The organism is Streptomyces vilmorinianum (assembly GCF_005517195.1).
Lineage (GTDB): Bacteria > Actinomycetota > Actinomycetes > Streptomycetales > Streptomycetaceae > Streptomyces > Streptomyces vilmorinianum.
In genome coordinates this window covers 4,506,704-4,523,006 of sequence record NZ_CP040244.1, presented here as the reverse complement: position 1 = coordinate 4,523,006, position 16,303 = coordinate 4,506,704, and the positions used below count along the sequence as shown (strand labels likewise).

18 protein-coding genes and 1 pseudogene are annotated in these 16,303 nt (G+C 71.2%); 8 read left to right on the top strand and 11 right to left on the bottom strand.

Going from position 1 to position 16,303, the window contains the following annotated elements; genetic code table 11:
- Positions 1–232: 232 nt before the first annotated feature.
- The 3 genes from FDM97_RS21155 to FDM97_RS21145 are packed head-to-tail and all read right to left on the bottom strand — an operon-like array spanning position 233 to position 2,050.
- Positions 233–487 (bottom strand): hypothetical protein, encoded by a 255-nt coding sequence (locus FDM97_RS21155; RefSeq protein ID WP_137992000.1) that lies wholly within the window; start codon positions 485–487, stop codon positions 233–235.
- Between the two features lie 36 nt (positions 488–523).
- Positions 524–934, bottom strand: a complete 411-nt coding sequence (locus FDM97_RS21150) for a hypothetical protein (protein ID WP_137991998.1) — start codon at positions 932–934, stop codon at positions 524–526.
- A gap of 12 nt (positions 935–946) precedes the next feature.
- Positions 947–2,050, bottom strand: a complete 1,104-nt coding sequence (locus FDM97_RS21145; RefSeq protein WP_137991997.1) for a flavin-containing monooxygenase — start codon at positions 2,048–2,050, stop codon at positions 947–949.
- Positions 2,051–2,895: 845 nt separating this feature from the next.
- On the opposite strand from FDM97_RS21145, the gene FDM97_RS21135 reads away from it, so the two are divergent.
- Positions 2,896–4,032, top strand: a complete 1,137-nt coding sequence (locus FDM97_RS21135) for a hypothetical protein (protein ID WP_137991996.1) — start codon at positions 2,896–2,898, stop codon at positions 4,030–4,032.
- Positions 4,033–4,231: 199 nt separating this feature from the next.
- On the opposite strand, the gene FDM97_RS21130 is transcribed toward FDM97_RS21135, so the two are convergent.
- Positions 4,232–4,441, bottom strand: a complete 210-nt coding sequence (locus FDM97_RS21130; protein WP_137991995.1) for a YbdD/YjiX family protein — start codon at positions 4,439–4,441, stop codon at positions 4,232–4,234.
- Positions 4,438–4,926: pseudogene (locus FDM97_RS21125) on the bottom strand (carbon starvation CstA family protein); the annotation flags it as partial. The pseudogene FDM97_RS21125 and the gene FDM97_RS21130, both read right to left, overlap by 4 nt.
- Positions 4,927–5,481: 555 nt before the next feature.
- Here FDM97_RS21125 and panD point away from each other — a divergent pair.
- From panD to FDM97_RS21105, 4 genes are all read left to right on the top strand, one after another.
- Entirely contained in the window at positions 5,482–5,907 is a 426-nt protein-coding gene (gene panD / locus FDM97_RS21120; protein WP_137991994.1) for an aspartate 1-decarboxylase, read from the top strand.
- Between the two features lie 25 nt (positions 5,908–5,932).
- The gene (locus tag FDM97_RS21115; RefSeq protein WP_137991992.1) at positions 5,933–6,277 is read left to right on the top strand and encodes a GNAT family N-acetyltransferase; all 345 of its coding nucleotides are present in this window, start codon (positions 5,933–5,935) and stop codon (positions 6,275–6,277) included.
- Complete coding sequence (locus tag FDM97_RS21110; RefSeq protein ID WP_137991990.1) at positions 6,274–6,915, top strand: arylsulfatase; 642 nt, start codon at positions 6,274–6,276, stop codon at positions 6,913–6,915. The genes FDM97_RS21115 and FDM97_RS21110 overlap by 4 nt, the downstream gene beginning before the upstream one ends.
- Before the next feature lie 376 nt (positions 6,916–7,291).
- Positions 7,292–8,506: a transglycosylase family protein gene (locus FDM97_RS21105; protein WP_137991988.1), complete on the top strand. Its 1,215-nt coding sequence runs from the start codon at positions 7,292–7,294 to the stop codon at positions 8,504–8,506.
- Here FDM97_RS21105 and FDM97_RS21100 read toward each other — a convergent pair.
- Both FDM97_RS21100 and FDM97_RS21095 read right to left on the bottom strand, forming a co-directional pair.
- Positions 8,387–9,382, bottom strand: a complete 996-nt coding sequence (locus FDM97_RS21100) for a DMT family transporter (RefSeq protein ID WP_137991986.1) — start codon at positions 9,380–9,382, stop codon at positions 8,387–8,389. The two genes, FDM97_RS21105 and FDM97_RS21100, sit on opposite strands and share 120 nt — an antisense overlap.
- A 117-nt stretch (positions 9,383–9,499) precedes the next feature.
- On the bottom strand, positions 9,500–10,162 hold the full coding sequence (locus FDM97_RS21095; RefSeq protein ID WP_137991984.1) for a carbonic anhydrase: 663 nt from the start codon (positions 10,160–10,162) through the stop codon (positions 9,500–9,502).
- 183 nt (positions 10,163–10,345) lie between these two features.
- Here FDM97_RS21095 and FDM97_RS21090 point away from each other — a divergent pair, with 183 nt between their 5' ends.
- The 3 genes from FDM97_RS21090 (at position 10,346) to FDM97_RS35910 (ending at position 13,007) form a co-directional block, all read left to right on the top strand.
- Positions 10,346–11,062, top strand: coding sequence for a (2Fe-2S)-binding protein (locus tag FDM97_RS21090; protein WP_137991982.1), 717 nt, complete (start codon positions 10,346–10,348; stop codon positions 11,060–11,062).
- 60 nt (positions 11,063–11,122) lie between these two features.
- Entirely contained in the window at positions 11,123–12,598 is a 1,476-nt protein-coding gene (locus tag FDM97_RS21085) for an SDR family NAD(P)-dependent oxidoreductase (RefSeq protein WP_137991980.1), read from the top strand.
- Between the two features lie 235 nt (positions 12,599–12,833).
- On the top strand, positions 12,834–13,007 hold the full coding sequence (locus FDM97_RS35910) for a hypothetical protein (protein WP_175439186.1): 174 nt from the start codon (positions 12,834–12,836) through the stop codon (positions 13,005–13,007).
- 66 nt (positions 13,008–13,073) lie between these two features.
- Here FDM97_RS35910 and FDM97_RS21080 read toward each other — a convergent pair whose 3' ends face one another.
- From FDM97_RS21080 to FDM97_RS21070, 4 genes are all read right to left on the bottom strand, one after another.
- Positions 13,074–14,498, bottom strand: a complete 1,425-nt coding sequence (locus FDM97_RS21080) for a lipase maturation factor family protein (RefSeq protein WP_137991978.1) — start codon at positions 14,496–14,498, stop codon at positions 13,074–13,076.
- Positions 14,499–14,541: 43 nt separating this feature from the next.
- Positions 14,542–14,706 (bottom strand): hypothetical protein, encoded by a 165-nt coding sequence (locus FDM97_RS35905; protein ID WP_175439185.1) that lies wholly within the window; start codon positions 14,704–14,706, stop codon positions 14,542–14,544.
- A 72-nt stretch (positions 14,707–14,778) separates the two neighbouring features.
- Positions 14,779–15,333, bottom strand: coding sequence for a DUF1990 family protein (locus FDM97_RS21075; RefSeq protein WP_137991977.1), 555 nt, complete (start codon positions 15,331–15,333; stop codon positions 14,779–14,781).
- Positions 15,321–16,226 carry a YndJ family protein gene (locus tag FDM97_RS21070; protein ID WP_137991975.1) on the bottom strand — a complete coding sequence of 302 codons (906 nt, stop codon included), beginning with the start codon at positions 16,224–16,226 and terminating at the stop codon, positions 15,321–15,323. Before FDM97_RS21070 ends, FDM97_RS21075 begins: the two co-directional genes overlap by 13 nt.
- Positions 16,227–16,303: the final 77 nt, after the last annotated feature.

Below are 16,303 nucleotides of genomic sequence, written 5' to 3'. Positions count from 1 at the left end.
GAGTAGCAGCACGCAGAACCCGAAGCCGCGAAGTAGAGGCTCTGGATCCAGCCGAGACTGCCGGCGCCCAAGGCACTGACGGGTGCGTGAAGCCAGTCGTCGTCGGAGCCCAGGATGTTCTGTCCGACGGATCTGGCGGTGAAGACGAGCGGACCGGCGATTCTGCCGATCCGCTTGATTCCTCCGGCCCCTCGCACAGCGGTGCGCGTCCATGGCGCTCACGAGACGTGTGTCAACGGATTGGGGCGCCCGGCCGCCCAACCCCGATCGCGACCGCCAACGGCAGCAGAGCCAGCAGTGCCGCGGCCGACTGTACGTAGAACTGCACCACACCGACCGGCACCAGCCGGCCGAGCCCGAACACGACCAGCGCGCCGCCGATCACGGCGGTGGCCACCAGGCCGAACGTCGCGGTCCGGGTGGACGCGGCCGCGAACAGAACCGTGCCCACCGTGAACAGCGGCGAGCCGACCAGGCGGACCGGCACGGCCCACGCACCAGGGCGTCCTGGGCCGCCACCAGATCAGCCGGTCTCGTGTGCCGCAATGACGGAGAACTCCATCCCGGGCAGCGTCGCGTACATGGTGCTGCCGATCACCACGAACCCGAGCCCGACCGCGCTGAGCCACCCATCACCCCGCTCGCGGAGGAATCCGCGCACGGCGACAAACGCGAGCGCGACCGCGGCGGACGCGACGACCGCGGCAAGGTGGGAGAGCCCCCACCGGGTGATGTCGGCCGCCGCCGCTTCGGCCGCGCCGGCCCTGTCGGGCAGTCTCCTCGGAGCAGCGGATGCCACAGCAGCATGCCCAGCAGCACCGGTGCGGCAGCGACGACGAGCGCGCGGGCTGTCTACGCCGGACCCGACGTGGCGGCGCCGGTCACCACCGAGGGGTTCCCGAATCTCGTCGACATCGCAGAGCTCCTTGATCATCGTGGTTGCGGCTCAAGCCGCGACCGCGGGTTGCCTCGCCCGGGTGTGGGCGGCGATCTTGTCGGCGACGTATGCCGCGTCCCGGCCGACGCCATTGATCTCACCCGAGGCGAACGCGTACTGGAACGCCAGGCCGCAGAAGTAGAGGCCCGGCACGGACTCGACCACGCCGCGGTACTCCACAGGCCATCCGTCCTCGATCGGCAGCGGGAGATCGATCCAGTCGTAGACCTGCCGGAACCCGGTGGCCCAGACGATGCTCGCGACGTCGAAGGTGCGGCCGTCCTCGAGGCGCGGTAGCCCGTCGGCGACGCCCACGACGTGCTCGGTGATCCATTCCACGTCGCGCACGTCCAGATGGTGGCGCTTGATCCGCAGCTGCGGGGCGCCGTGGTGGCGAAGCTTCTGCATCACCTTGCGTCCCATCGGTGTGCGCCGGGTGAGCACGTGATTGAAGGCGAACTCGATGAACGGGAATGCCGCGTGGAACCGCCGCGAGCCCCATTCGAGAGGGACGTTCCCGCGGTCGGGTCCGACGAGCGTGGTGGGATGGGCAGCAGCCAGGTCGTAGGCGATGTCCAACCCACTGTGCGAGGCACCGACGACCAGCGCCGGTCCGTCGGGCAGCTGGGAGGGCCGCCGGTACTCGCTGGAGTGGAGCTGCTGGATCCGGGGGGTGATGTCGGCGGCGAAGGCCGGGATGTGCGGCATACGGCCGAAGGTGCCGGTCGCCAGTACGACGTTGTCGCAGGTGACGTTGTCGGCTCCGAGGATCGCGGTGAATCCTCCGCCATCGAGGGCCGCGAGCCGATCGACCCGGGTCTGCATCCGTACCGGCAGGCCGTTGGTGACGGCGTACAGCTCGAGGTACTCGGCGAACTCGTCCTTGGTCGCAAACTCCCACGGGTCGCCGGGGAACGGCATCCCGTCCAAGCCGTTGGCCCGGGAGGGCGTGAAGAGCCTGAGGCTGTCGTAGTGGCAGCGCCAGTTGTCACCAATCCGCTCGCGCTCGTCGACGATCAGGAACTCCCGACCGAGCTGCTGGAGGTGGTAGCCGACCGACAAGCCAGCCTGGCCGGCGCCGATGATCAGGGTTTCGATGTGTTGGGCGGTCATGGCTCGTTCTCCTTGGTTCCAGGAACTCACGAGTGATCCCGGCGACCAGGTCGGCGTGGCGGCGCCCCGGCGCGTGTCCGCTCGGCACCGGGTGAAAGTCCGGGTCGGGATCGGCATCGCGGCGCACCGGCCGGAGTCGGGGCTTCTCATGACGCCTACGCTAGAAACCTGACGGCCCAGTGCGCGTCGGCCGCGATACCCATTCCCTCCTCGGCCCGATGGGTTAATCGACGCACGACCCGCCACCGGTCACGGACGCAGGACCCGCCCGACGGCGGCGCGGCCGCCGCCCGCAACTCCGAGGCGCACGAAGCTGGGGGTCTGCGGCCCGGACGGCATGGCGGGCCGGCTCGGCCTGGACCGCTCTACCGGTGCGGCGTTGTTTTCTCGGCGAGAGCTACTGGAACCCCGGCTACGGGCGACCGCCGTGGCGACGGGTGCCGGTCGGGCGCTCGACTGGGCTCAGGTCGACGTCGGCCGCCCGGCTCGCTCGCTGAAGCGGGGCTGGGGGATACCGGTGCCGGCCGCCCGGGTGAGGAGCGGCCCGGCGATGGCGAGGAGGAAGACGTACGCGGTGACCAGCGGACCGAGCCTGTCGTGTGTGGTGCCGACCAGGCCGACGAAGACGAGGGAGAATTCGCCGCGTGCTACGTGTGCTTCGCCGGGCGGAGAGGTCTTTGGCGGTGCGCCAGAGGGACACGGTTCCGTCCTGCGATGGCTGCTGCGCCACGGGCCCTGGACGACCGGGGCCGCTTGGCGCCCCGACCTTTCGTAACACCGCCAAGGATGTCAGCGGGTCCGCGTACGGTTTGGCGCACGCGGCCCCGCAGCATGAGGAGAACTACGTGACCGCCCCCACCATTACCGAGCCCGGGACGGACAACAGCCCTGCCTCCGGGCCCACTCCGGACACGGCCTTACCGACCTCGCTGCGGTCACGCCTCGCCCGCCCCTGGAGGTGGTGGCGCCGATGTCTGCAAGTGTCGGATGACAAGGTGATAGCCGAACTGCGCTCAGCCTTGGAGGACCTCGGCATCGACCGTCCCATCTCCGCCGGCGTCGAGAGCGCACTCCGCCGCTACAACCGGCACACCGGGTTCTGGTTCACGATGCGCGGCGTCGTGGCGATCGTCTGGGTGTGGTTCTGGGCTTCATGGATCCTCGGGATGGCGACAGTCGCCATACAGGGAATGATCACCAAGGGGCCGGACAAGGCGGACATCGTGATCGCCAAGCTCACCGACTTCTACGGGCACACGGAGCCGGTCGTGTTCTGGCTGTACATCACCGGTGGGGTGACGGTCTTCGGCATCGTGAGCACGGCGTTGGCCGTGATCCCGGCGATGATCGGTGCCTCGAAGCTGTTCACTGGCAGCCCGCTGGCCCACCGTCACATCGCGCCCAGTGGAGACCGGGCACCTGTTCAGGTGTACACGCCGGTCTACCAGATCGCCGAGCTCATCAAACGCTGCGCCGAAGCGGCCACAGCCACCGGAGAGCAGAAGATCTACAAGACAGGCGACATCCCCGCCCAGGCGAACCCGGCCCTCAAAAGCATCCGCCGGGCCTACTACATGCGCGGCACAGTGCCACTTCTGACCATGCGCTGGGGTCACCTACAGAAGCACGCCCGCAAGGTCGTAGCGAGAATCCACGAACTGGAACACGGCCTCTACAGCAACCCCGATGCCACACTCCGGGAGTTGGCAGGTAAGTGGCTGACGATCGCCGAGCGATACGCCGAGGGGCGAGTCGGCGCGCTGCTCGACGACGACCTGTCCGAGGTCGAGCCGGCCTGGTCATTGGTTCGCGATCGGCTCCGGGATGTCCTGGCGGTGGTGCTGACCGTCGGCGCCGTGTTCTTCACGGCGTCGCTCGACTTGCCGCAGGCGATCGAGGGCTACGTCATCTCGGCCACGGCGGTGGGCGTGCTGCTCCTGGTGTATGGCTCCGGAGCCATCGTGGACCTGCGGCGTCGATAGCAGAGGAGTGCGGTCACCGTTCGCGCAATCATGTAGCCCCGGCCCCGTTGGGGGCCGGGGCTACGCCGGCTCCTGCATCTTCACCAGGGCTTCTCGACCATGATCCGCGCGCTGCGTGCCCCGGCTGCTGGATTCATGCGTGGCTTTCCGCTCACGTCGGCATGTCCCAAGCGAGGCGCACCGGCGGCCTCGATGCTCGTCAGCAGCAGCGGCTCTGTGGGTGCTCCTCGCGGTGGGCCGACCGGTGTCGTTCGTACGCGCGCCGGGTCGGGACCGGTTCGCCGGGATGCTCGTCCGCGTACCGCCGGCAGTAGCGCTCGTAGTCTGCGGTGCCCGAGATCTCGCTCAGGTACCAGCGGATGCCGCGCAGCAGCCGGTCACAGGCCCCTGAGATACCTCCCGGCTTCATCCGCGACCGGTCGGCCCGATGCCCGCGCCGACCAGGGCCTCTGAACGGTCCGCCGGGACGAGGATGGTGGACTCGACGTGCGGAGTCTCGGTCGTCGGGAGCGGGCCCCGGGACCGTACGGCCCGGACGCAGATCACGGCGGCGTGGCCGATCACGAGCGTGACCAGGATCAGGAAGACGACCATGATCACGCCGTCCACGGTCGAGTTGAGCACGACCGTCTCCATGTCGTCGAGCGACTTGGCGGGGGCGAGGACCTTCCCGGCGTTGAGCGCGTCGGCGTACAGCTCGCGCTGTGCGGAGAAGCCGATCTTCGGGTTGCTGTCGAAGATCTTCTGCCAGCCGGCGGTGAAGGTGACGGCCACGTCCCAGACGAGCGGGATGCCCGTGACCCATGCCCAGCGCAGCTTGCCGACCTTGATGAGCAGCGTGGTGGCCACGGTGAGGGCGATGGCAGCGAGGAGCTGGTCGGCGATGCCGAACAGCTCCCACCGCTTCTGGTTGAGTACGGCGCTTCCGCAGGTCGTCATCATCGAGTGCCAGTCCTCGGCCGGCGGCCTGTCACTTGGCGTGATGCCGTGGAACGTGGAGCAGGTGCAGGGACTCTTGCATCGCCACCGAGCCCGGTAGCTCGCCCCTGGTCGTACGGGAAACGGTCGGCCGTCGCGACCGATGCGACTCGGTGATCATTTGCGGGACAGCCCTTAGGTGGCCGCGCCGCTTCGCGGGTTCCCGTGATGGCGGGGGCCCTCACGGATGTATGGATGGGGGGGCGTCGCCGATCCATCGGGGTGACGGTGATCACGGAGGCTCGTGGGCGGGAGCTGCGTAGGCTTGTGAAGTCGTCGTGGTCGGTCCTGAGGGGCGGGTGAAGCCCTCCGGCACTGTCTGACGATGCATCAGGAAAGTCGGCAAGTGGTCAGCATGAGTCCTGAAAAACCCGGGGAATGCTGCCCGAACATGCGACTCGTTGTAGGGTGGCGAAACAGCCCTTGACCTGCAAAAACGCAGGCAGGGAGCCTATGTCCAGGAGTACCTCGATGATACGTACAATGTTCAAGTCCAAGATCCACCGTGCCACCGTGACCCAGGCCGACCTGCACTACGTCGGCTCCGTCACCGTCGACGCCGAGCTCATGGAGGCGGCCGATCTGCTGCCCGGGGAGCTCGTGCACATCGTCGACATCGACAACGGGGCCCGGCTCGAGACCTACGTCATCGAGGGTGAGCGCGGGTCCGGGGTGATCGGGATCAACGGGGCCGCCGCGCATCTGGTGCACCCCGGTGACCTGGTGATTCTCATCAGTTACGCCCAGGTCGAGGACGCCGAGGCGCGCGCGCTCGTGCCGCGTGTGGTGCATGTGGACGCGGACAACCGGATCGTCGAGCTCGGGGCCGACGCCTCCGCGCCGGTGCCCGGGAGTGACACCCTGCGCAGCCCGCACGCCGTAGCCGCACACGCCTGATCCGACCGAGGGAGACGCACCGCGCATGGCCGATCTGGAGATCCGTGACGACCGGGACAAGGGGCGCCTCGAGGCGTTGGAGGACGGCGTCCATGTCGGGGTGATCGTCTACTTCGTCCTCGATGCCGAGCCCCACGCCCTGGTCGCGGTGCACACCGTCGTCGAGGAGGGCAACGAGGGCAAGGGCATCGCCGGATCGCTCGTGCGCGAGTTCTACACCATCGCCGCCCGCGAAGGCGTGCCCGTCGTGCCGCTCTGCCCGTACGCTGCCAAGTGGGCCGAGAAGCACCCCGACGAGGCCCCCGTGCCCCCGGACGACGTGGTCCGGGCCGCCAAGCGCCAGCTGAAGGCGACCCCGGAACTCAGGTGAGCCTCGCGCTGCTGCACACCTCCGCGGTCCATGTGCCCGTCTTCGACGGGCTGCGCGACCGGGACCACCCCGGGCTCGCCCTGCGGCACCTCGTCGCCGAGGACCTGCTCGTACGCGCCCGGGCCGAGGGGCCGGAGGCTGTGGCCGGTGCCGTACGTGACGCCCTCGCCGAGGCCGTCGCGGGCGGCGCCGGTGTCGTGCTCTGCACCTGCTCGACCCTCGGCGGCGTCGCCGAGCGGAGCGCCGCGGCGGTGGGCGTGCGCGTGCTGCGGGTGGACCGGCCGATGGCCGCCGAGGCGGTCCGTGCCGAGCGGATCGTGGTGGTCGCGGCGGTCGAGTCCACCCTGGAGCCCACGCTCGACCTGCTCCGGGAGGAGTCGGGCGACCGGACCCCGGCACTCACGACCCTGCTGGTGGACGGCGCCTGGGACCGCTTCCTGGCAGGCGACCGGGACGGTTATCTGGACGCGGTGGCGGCGGCCCTGGACGGTGTCGACCCGACCGGCGGGGGAGTGATCGTCCTGGCCCAGGCGTCCATGGCGGACGCCGCCGAGCGGACCACCACCCCGCTGCCCGTCCTCTCCAGCCCCCGCCTCGGCCTCGCCGCCGCTGCCGCCGCGGTGCGCCGACACGAATGAATGGCCCCGGCGGGCGCGGGCACACGCTCCGGGAGAGCCTGGAGCCGTACGGCCCCGTCGACCGAGAGGTCCGTCATGACGCACCCGCCCCCCTACCCGGTGCCGCCCTCGCCGACCCCGCCGCCGGTCCCGCCGCCGAGCCCGGTGCCCGAGCCCGAGCCGCCTCCCGTCCCGCCGCCGAACCCGGTTCCGGAGCCGCCCGGACCCGTCCCCGTACCGGAACCCGAGCCTCAGCCGCAGCCAGGGCCCGCGGGGCGCTGAATCGTAGGTGACACAAGGGACTTGGGCTTTCGCCCGAGCCCTTGTCACGGCCTGTGACCTTCCCTTACCTTGGGCGACTGCTGATGCGTTCAGCAGACGCGTTCAAGGGGGGGCCATGGCCTTACGCGGTCGACACCGCCGTTACCAGCCGAGCCGGATCAACCGTGCCTCGCTGACCGTCACGGCGAGCGGCGCCGGAATGGCGCTGCCGCTGATCGGCGCCGGGACGGCCCACGCGGCCTCCCTCGACGTCTGGGAGAAGGTCGCCGCCTGCGAGTCCTCCTCCAACTGGCGCATCAACACCGGCAACGGCTACTTCGGCGGTCTGCAGTTCAGCCAGTCGACCTGGGAGCAGTACGGCGGCACGCACTACGCGCCGCGCGCCGACCTCGCCTCCAAGGACCAGCAGATAGCGATCGCGGAGAAGGTCCTCAAGGGACAGGGGCCGGAAGCCTGGCCGACCTGCTCGACGCGGGCGGGACTCGGCCAGGAGAAGACGGCCGTCACGCCCGCCTCCGTACCCCGGCAGCGGCCCCCGTCGGCCACTCCGCCCGCGGCGAAGCCCCCGGCCGTGACGCCGACCACCGTGCCGACGGTCCGCGAGATGTACACGGTTTCCCCGGGAGACTCGCTCTCCCGCATCGCCCGCGAGGAACGGGTGAAGGGAGGCTGGCAGCGGCTGTACGAGGCGAATCGCGCCGTCGTCGGCAGCGACCCCGACCTGATCCATCCGGGCCAGAAGCTGACCCTCCGCATCGCCGCCCCCGCCAAACCGCCGGCGACCAAGCCCCCGGCTACGAAGGCGCCGGCTACGAAGCCCCCGGCTACGAAGGCGCCGGCCACGAAGGCGCCCGCCACCAAAGCCCCGGCCACCAAAGCCCCCGCCACCAAAGCCCCCGCCACCAAAGCCCCGGCCCCCCGGGCCGATGGCTTCAGCGCCCCCGTCTCCGCCTCCATCGGTACCCGCTACCGCGTGTCCGGCTCCTCCTGGGCCAGCGGCTACCACACCGGCGTCGACTTCCCCGTCCCCACCGGGACTTCCGTGAAGGCCGTGGCCACCGGCCGCGTCGTCTCCGCCGGCTGGGGCGGCGCGTACGGCTACGAGGTCGTCATCCGTCACGACGACGGCCGCTACAGCCAGTACGCGCACCTCTCCGCGCTGCACGTCCGCGAGGGCCAGCGGGTCAACAGCGGGCAGCGCATCGCCCGTTCAGGATCGACCGGCAACAGCTCGGGACCGCATCTCCACTTCGAGGTGCGGACGGGTCCCGGGTACGGCTCCGACATCGATCCCCTCGCCTACCTGCGCTCGGGCGGCGTCTCTCTGTGAGGCCGGGGCCGGTGCCGGCCGGCCCTCTGACACCGACACCGAGTCCGCCGGGGTCGACAGGCGGTCCGTCGTGAGCTGGATCAGCCCGCCCGCCGCCACCGCGCCGCAGATCAGCGCGGCGACGGTGCCGGCCGCGCCGTAGCGGAAGGTCTCCCCGAACAGCGTCAGACCCACCGCCGCGGCGACCACCGGGTTGACGACCGTGACCGTGGCCAGCGGGGCCGCGAGGCCCGCGCCCCGGTAGGAGGCCTGGGAGAGCAGCAGCCCGGTCACCGCGAGCGCCGAGAGGATCAGCAGGCTGGTCCACTGGGCGAGCGGGGCGCTCGGCGCCCACTCCACCGCCACGGTCTTGGTGAAGACCGAGGCGATACCGAACGACACACCCGCCGCGGCCGCCAGGGCGATGCTGCGCAGCACCGGCCGGCCCACCAGCTGCGCGACGGTGAAAAGCCCGCCCACCAGGGCAAACGTCCCGGCGGCGAGCAGCCAGCGCTCGGTCCCCGCCAGGGACTGGGCCTCGGCGCCGCCCGTGAGGCTGAGCAACCCGGCGAGACCGACCGTGGCCATGACCGCGCCCCGCCAGGCCGTGTGTCCGGCCTTGCGGCCGACGAAGAGCGCCGCCATGGGCAGGGCGAAGACGATCGTCAGGGCGCCGAGCGGCTGGACCACACTCAGCGGACCGTAGGCGAGCGCGGCGACGTGGAGTGCCGCACCGAGACCGTTGAGCAGGACGGACCCCCACCAGGCCGGGCTGCGCAACGGTGCGTAGGTGGCGCCGCGGAACGTGGCGGCGACCCGCTCCTGCACGATCGCCGCGGACGCGTAGGCGACCGCCGAGACCAGTGACAGGAGCACGGACAGCAGGAGGGGGCTCATACATACAACGATCTCTCTTCCGAGCGTTCACGTCGTCGTACCTGGGAACGCATTCGGACGTACTGCCGTCGCAGTACGGGACCGTGCCGTACGCCTGGAGATGTACACCCGCGCAGGTCAGGAGGGGTGGAAAGCGACCTTTCCGGTATCCAGGTCGAAGCGGGCACCGACGATCCGGGCCCGGTCGAACGCCTCATCCTGAGCCAGTCGCCGCCGGATCCGGGCCACATTGGCCCGCACGGTGTTCTCCACCCAGTCGCCGGGCAGGTCGCGGGTCGCGCGCGCGGCCGGGGCGATCTCCTCCACGACCCGGGCGAGATGTCCCTCGACCGGCTTGCCCGTCCGTACGTACTCCACGGCGGCCGTCGCCGCCCCGCACCGCTCGTGCCCGAGGACGAGGACCAGCGGGACGCCCAGCTCCTCGACGCCGAACTGGATCGAGCCGAGCACCGCCTCGTCGAGGGCCTGCCCGGCCGACCTTATGGCCAGCAGATCGCCGAGCCCCTGGTCGAAGACGAGCTCCGGCGGCACCCGTGAGTCGACGCAGCCGAGGACCAGCGCGAAGGGGTGCTGGGAGACGGCGACGGCCGCGCGCCGGGCGGCGTCCTCGTGCGGATGGCGCTGCCGCAGGGCCGCGAACCGGGCGTTTCCGGAGCGGAGTTCGGCCAGCGCCCGTTCGGCGGTCGGCGGTCGGTCCGTGCGGACACGTCCGGTGGGAGCCGCCGCCCGCGCCGAGGGCACGCCCGCCGTCAGAGCCGCCGCGGCGCTCAGGGCAAGCATCGTGCGCCGCCCGGGAGTTGCGGCCGAGGGGAAGGGTGAGGAAAGGGGCATGCGTCCGAGCGTTACGGTGATCCGGGGTCACCGGCCATGACTTGGTGCGGTCATGACTCGATCATGACCGGGGATGACCCGAACTTTCCGACGCCCATACCGGGCGAGCGACCGTGCCAGGAGGCAGTGGCGGTGGATCTGGACGAGTGCCGGTCCGTGGGCGGGTTCTTCGCGCTGCGGACGAGCGCACCGGAGGCGGCCGGCGGCGCGCATCGGGAGCTCGCGCGCCTGTACGCGGGGGAGACGGGCCCCCTGACCGCCCGCGTCGACCGGGTCGGAGCCCGCCTCCGCGCCCCCGAGCGGCGGGTCGCCGCCTCGATCGCCCACCTCGGGCTCGCCGCCCGGCTCTGGTCGACCGCCCTCGGCCCGGCCGCCCTGTACGGCCGGTTCCCGGACCTCGACCCGGCGGACCTGTACTGGGACGGCGCCCTGACCTCGCCCGACGACCTGTGGTGGGCCGGCACGGCCACCCGCCCCGCCACCGTGTCCGCGCTCGACGAAGCCGTCCGGGCCGCCCACCTCGTCCCGCTGCACGAGGCCTTCCGCCGCGACGGACGGATCTCCCCCCGGCTGCTGTGGGGGAACGCCGGTTCGGCCCTCGCCGGGGCGCTGCGGGAGCTCACCCGCTGGGCCCGCGCGCAGGACCGCCCCGAGGTCGCGGAACGCGCCGCCGAGCTCGTCTCCGGGCTCTTCGCCCACCCCGACCTGGCCCGCACCGTCCAGGGCCCCGCCCTGCGGCGCACCAGCTGCTGCCTGTACTACCGCTGTCCCGGCGGCGGCCTGTGCGGCGACTGTGTGTTCGACCACGCACCCGCCACGGGTTTGGAGACACGGCCCCCAGCTCCGTAAAGTTGCGGTTTTGGAACACGGGCGCGCGAGCGTATGAGCGATCGAGGAACGGCAGAGGCCATGACGGTGACCGAAGAATTCCAGGAGTACGGGCCGGGTATCGACCCCGAGCGCCTGGCCGTCTGCCTGAGCGTGCTCGACGAACTCGACAAGCTGGAGGTCGACCACCCGGACGCGATCGCCGTCCGGCGCGCCACCGCCGGGATCTACCGCACGGTGAAGCAGCGCCGCCGCCAGGAGCGCCGGGCCGCGAAGACCGCGCACGACAAGGCGGTCACCGAGGCCACCGCCACCGGCTCCGCGCAGCGGATCGACGACGAGACCGAGGGCATCCTGCCCTCCTCCGCCACCGAGGCCGGCCGGATCGCCGGGATACTCCAGCGCCCGCGCTCCTGCTACACGTGCAAGACGCGGTACATCGAGGTCGACTACTTCTACCACCAGCTCTGCCAGGAGTGCGCGGCCCTGAACCGGGCCAAGCGCGACGCCCGCACGGACCTCACCGGCAAGCGCGCGCTGCTCACCGGCGGCCGGGCCAAGATCGGCATGTACATCGCGCTGCGGCTGCTGCGCGACGGCGCCCACACCACGATCACGACCCGCTTCCCCAAGGACGCCATCCGCCGCTTCAAGGCGATGGAGGACTCGGCGGACTGGATGCACCGCCTCGAGGTCGTCGGCATCGACCTGCGCGACCCGGCCCAGGCCGTGGCCCTCGCCGAACAGATCGGCGAGGCCGGACCGCTGGACATCCTCATCAACAACGCGACGCAGACCGTGCGCCGCCTGCCCTCCGCCTACGCCGCGCTGGTCGAGGGCGAGAGCGCCCCGCTGCCGGCCGGGGAGCTGCCCGCCCATCACGTCATCGGCGCCTTCAACTCCGGCGCGGTCGACGGACTCGCCGCGCTGCCCGTCGGCGTGAGCGGGCTCGACGCGCAGAAGGTCGCCGACCTTGCCCTCGTCGCGGGCAACGCCAGCATCGCCCGGCACCTGGACGGCACCGCCATCGACGCGGGCGGCCTCGTGCCGGACGTCGTCGAGACCAACACGTGGGTGCAGACCATCGAGCAGATCTCCCCCGTGGAGCTGCTCGAGACCCAGCTGTGCAACTACACGGCGCCGTTCATCCTGATCAGCGCCCTGCGGCCGGTGATGGCCGAGGCCGCCAAGAAGGCGTCCAGCGGTCGCTCGTACATCGTCAACGTCTCGGCGATGGAGGGTGTCTTCGGCCGCGGCTACAAGGGCGCGGGGCACCCGAACACCAACGCCGCGAAGGCCGCGATGAACATGGTGACGCGGACCAGCGCCCAGGAGATGTTCCAGACCGACGGCATCCTCATGACCTCGGTCGACACCGGCTGGATCACCGACGAGCGTCCGCACTTCGACAAGCTGCGTCTCGCCGAGGAGGGCTTCCACGCCCCGCTGGACCTGGTCGACGGCGCGGCCCGCGTCTACGACCCGGTCGTGCGTGGCGAGGCTGGCGAGGACCTGTACGGCTGCTTCCTCAAGGACTACGCGCCGGGCAACTGGTAGATCGCACATTCGGACGACTTTCACCCGATCGCGTCACACTTCTGAGCCCCATAGAGCGCTGGGGCGCTCATTTGGTTAGTCTGATGTCCACGGTCGGCCACCGGGGTTTCACCAAACCCTCACGGCCGGCCCGGGGACTGGCCTGCCACCAAGGCCGCGGTCCCGCCCGAAGAACGGCGCCACCGCGACCGAACGGCCATGTCCTCATAGGTACGCGACCCAAAGGGAGTGCGCGGTGACACCAGAACTGACGAAGCAGGAACAGCGATCGGCGGCCGAACAACCGGAGCGGCCCCACCGCTCCGGTGAGCTGGGCAGCCTCGAGGTGTGGGCCCGCTCGGCCCCCATCCGGCTGGCAGGCTACGAGGACGACCTCGCGGAGCCGCACATCCTTCCCGGTATCGACTGACCGAGTCACGACTGTCGCTTCGCCCTGTGCCCCCGGACGCACCGCGTCCGGGGGCACAGGGCTGTCTCAGCGCCGCCGCACCGACGGACCGAGCCCGACCGGCGGCAGGTACTCCCGGACCAGCGCGCGGTGCCACCACGCCCCGGTCTCGCGCAGCTCGCGCCAGCTCGTGTACCGGTAGCGGTAGAGGCGGGCCCGGACGAGGGCCGGCGGCGCGTCGGGGAAGGGGTTGTGGCGCAGCAGCCGCAGGGTGTCCCGGTCGCCTTCGAGCAGCCGCTCGACGAACTGCCCGAACCAGTCGTGGGCGTAGGCGGGGGAGAGCGCCGCGAACCACATCAGCCAGTCGAGCCGCAGATGGTACGGGGCGAACTGGCGGGGCAGCCGGCGCGGATCGCCGGGTTTGCCCTTGAAGCCGTACTCCTTCCACACGCTGCCCGCGTGCGGCACCGGGTCGTCGGTGCCCTCGATGACGATCTCGTCCCTGATCCGGCCCACCGAGCCGAAGGCGCCGTACGTGTTGACCAGGTGCAACGGATCGTACGAACGGTTCATCGCCTGCCGCCGGGAAAGCAGATTGCGCGCGGGGCGGTAGCTGAGGGCCAGGACCAGCGCGGTGACGGCGACGACCACGACCACGTACCAGAGCGGCGGATCCGGCTGCGGGTGCTCGCCCACGAGCAGCGAGCCGTCCATGGCGGAGAGCGCGAGGACGATGGTCAGCCAGTTCAGCCAGGCGAAGTTCCCGGAGAGCACCAGCCACAGCTGGGTCGCCACCATCAGACAGGCGGCCACCGTCGCCACCGGCTGCGGGGTGAAGAGCAGCACCGGGACCAGCAGCTGGACGACATGGTTGGCGCCCACCTCGACCCGGTGCAGCGGGCGCGGCAGATGGTGGAAGAACCAGCTGAGCGGGCCGGGCATCGGCTGGGTCTCGTGGTGGTAGTACAGGCAGGTCAGATCCCGCCAGCAGCGGTCACCGCGGATCTTGATGAGCCCCGCGCCGAACTCGACCCGGAAGAGCAGCCAGCGCAGCAGCCACAGGACGAGGACGGGTGGCGCCGTGTCGTCGTTGCCGAGGAAGACCGCGAGGAAGCCGGTCTCCAGGAGCAGTGACTCCCAGCCGAAGGAGTACCAGGTCTGGCCGACGTTGACGATGGAGAGGTACAGCGCCCAGAGCACCGCCCACAGCAGCATCGAGACGGGGAGCGGCACCGCGTCGCCCGCGCCCGCGACCAGGGCCGCCGCCAGGGCCGCGCCGCTCCAGGCGACCGTGGCGAAGAGGCGGTCCGAGTAGCGCCAGTGGAAGAGGCTGGGGGTCTGACGCGGCTCCACCCGGCGCAGATACTCCGGTACGGGGAGCATGCCGCGTTCGCCGATGAGGGCCCGGAACTGGAGAGCGGCCGAGAGGAACGCCACGAGATAGAGCCCCGCGAGCCCCCGCTGGAAGACGATCCGGCTCAGCCAGTAGTCGGGTGCGGTGAACCACTCCATCTCTTCCAGTATCGGCCCGGGAGGTCAGGCTCGGCTCGGTGGCTCAGCGCTTCTCCTCCTCGTCGGCGACGCGCTGACCCTCGGCCTGGGACGGTGTGGTGCGCGTGGTCGGGGGGTGCCGGTGGTCCCGCTGCAGCGCGTCCATGTCCTCTTCGAGCCGTTCTCCCTCGGCCTGCGAGGGAGTGCTGTATTCGTCGTACTGGCTCACGGCCGCCTCCTGGGTCGGTGCATACGCCCTGTAGTCGGTGCGTATGCCTACAAAAGGAGCGTACGCCGGGTGTCACCCGGCCACGACGCGTTGGAGCGTCCGGCCGAGCCGTCGTGCGTAGGCGTGCTGGAGGACGGGGACGAGCGGTCCCGCGAGGCGGGTGTACCAGGCGGCGGGGCGGCTGAAGGCGGTGACCGTGAACCAGACCGAGCCGTCGGGGTGCAGGTCGACGACGAAGGACTCCTCGCCGCACTCGGGGTGTCCGGTGCGGGTGCCGTACGCGAATCCGGTGCGGTCCTTCTCGTACGCCGTCCAGATCACCTCGCAGGGCGCGGTGAACCGGACCGGACCGACGCCCAGCGAGACCTCGACGTAAGCCCCTGGCTCGGCGCGGGTGGCCTCGCCGCGGACCCGGGCGCCCGAGGAGCGGTGCATCCGCCAGGTGGTGACGGCGGCCCCCGCGGTCTCGAAGGCGTCCCGGCCGTGCCCGATGCGGACCGTGTGGTGGAGGTGGTGGTAGCCGGCCGGGAGACGGTCCTGCCCGGTGGCGCCGACCTCCCGATAGTTCAGGGGCGCGGGGGCGGCGGGGTTCGCGGGGGTGGCGAGGTCGCGGATCAGACGGGCCATGATGCGGTCTCCTTGAGCGGGGCGGTGGAAGGGGCGGTCGCCCGAAGGCGGCGCCAGGCGAGCAGCGAGCAGAGGGCGAAACCGAGGGCGTTGCCGAGGCCGTGGGTCGCGGCCATCCAGGCGAGGTCGGGGTGGGGCAGGCCGGTGGCCTCGCCGAGCGCCCAGCTCAGGGCGAGCAGCATGGTCGCCACGAGCACCACGGACGAGACGGCGAGGAGGCCGCGGGTGACCGGGTCGGGGGCGCCCGTCCTCAGCTCCCGCCAGGTCGGCAGGGCGACGGCCCACATCCCGGCGGTGAGGACGAGTGCCCCGGCGAGCTCGGCCCAGTCGTCGACGAAGTAGCCGATCAGGACGAGCAGGGTGCCGAGCGGGACGCTGAGCGCGGCGAAACGCGTGGCGGCTCCCTCGGTCGTACGGCTGACCAGCCCCGCCACCAGCGCGGCGGCGAAGCCGGCGAAGTGGAAGTGGGGCACGGTCAGGGCCAGGATGTCGAGGTCGAAGCCGAGGAGTTCGTGTCCGGCGCGTTCGGCGACCAGCGCCAGGCCCGCCACGGAGGGGGTCGCGAGCGCGGTGAGCACGGCGACCTCCGGCGGCGCGAGCGAGCGAAGCGAGATGGGGGCACCCCCGGCCGAAGGTTGGGGGAGGGTCGCGGCGAGCCGGGCCGGGGCGCAGAGCGCGAGCGCGAAGGTGGCCAGCGCGTAGACGGCGGCGAGCGTGGCGGCGAGGGCGGAGCGCGGGAGCCAGAGCGCGACGGCGCCGGGCAGGGCGAGCAGCGGCCATGCGCGGCGCAGGAGCCGGAGGGCGGGCTGCGGGGGGCCGTCGATCAGTCCCAGGCCCATCGGGACGACGACGAACATGCCGAGCATCACGATGAGACCGACCAGTACAGACATGCCACCCACCCCTGATTGAACGTGTTCAACTCGCAGGAGTGAGCGTAGAGCCTTCCTTGAACGTGTTCAAGTCCGTC

Coding starts and splice junctions, on each gene's coding strand:
- FDM97_RS21150 (WP_137991998.1), bottom strand. CDS start 934: ATGATCAAGGAGCTCTGCGATGTCGACGAGATTCGGGAACCCCTCGGT.
- FDM97_RS21145 (WP_137991997.1), bottom strand. CDS start 2,050: ATGACCGCCCAACACATCGAAACCCTGATCATCGGCGCCGGCCAGGCT.
- FDM97_RS21130 (WP_137991995.1), bottom strand. CDS start 4,441: ATGAAGCCGGGAGGTATCTCAGGGGCCTGTGACCGGCTGCTGCGCGGC.
- panD (WP_137991994.1), top strand. CDS start 5,482: ATGATACGTACAATGTTCAAGTCCAAGATCCACCGTGCCACCGTGACC.
- FDM97_RS21115 (WP_137991992.1), top strand. CDS start 5,933: ATGGCCGATCTGGAGATCCGTGACGACCGGGACAAGGGGCGCCTCGAG.
- FDM97_RS21105 (WP_137991988.1), top strand. CDS start 7,292: ATGGCCTTACGCGGTCGACACCGCCGTTACCAGCCGAGCCGGATCAAC.
- FDM97_RS21100 (WP_137991986.1), bottom strand. CDS start 9,382: ATGAGCCCCCTCCTGCTGTCCGTGCTCCTGTCACTGGTCTCGGCGGTC.
- FDM97_RS21095 (WP_137991984.1), bottom strand. CDS start 10,162: ATGCTTGCCCTGAGCGCCGCGGCGGCTCTGACGGCGGGCGTGCCCTCG.
- FDM97_RS21085 (WP_137991980.1), top strand. CDS start 11,123: ATGACGGTGACCGAAGAATTCCAGGAGTACGGGCCGGGTATCGACCCC.
- FDM97_RS21080 (WP_137991978.1), bottom strand. CDS start 14,498: ATGGAGTGGTTCACCGCACCCGACTACTGGCTGAGCCGGATCGTCTTC.
- FDM97_RS21075 (WP_137991977.1), bottom strand. CDS start 15,333: ATGGCCCGTCTGATCCGCGACCTCGCCACCCCCGCGAACCCCGCCGCC.
- FDM97_RS21070 (WP_137991975.1), bottom strand. CDS start 16,226: ATGTCTGTACTGGTCGGTCTCATCGTGATGCTCGGCATGTTCGTCGTC.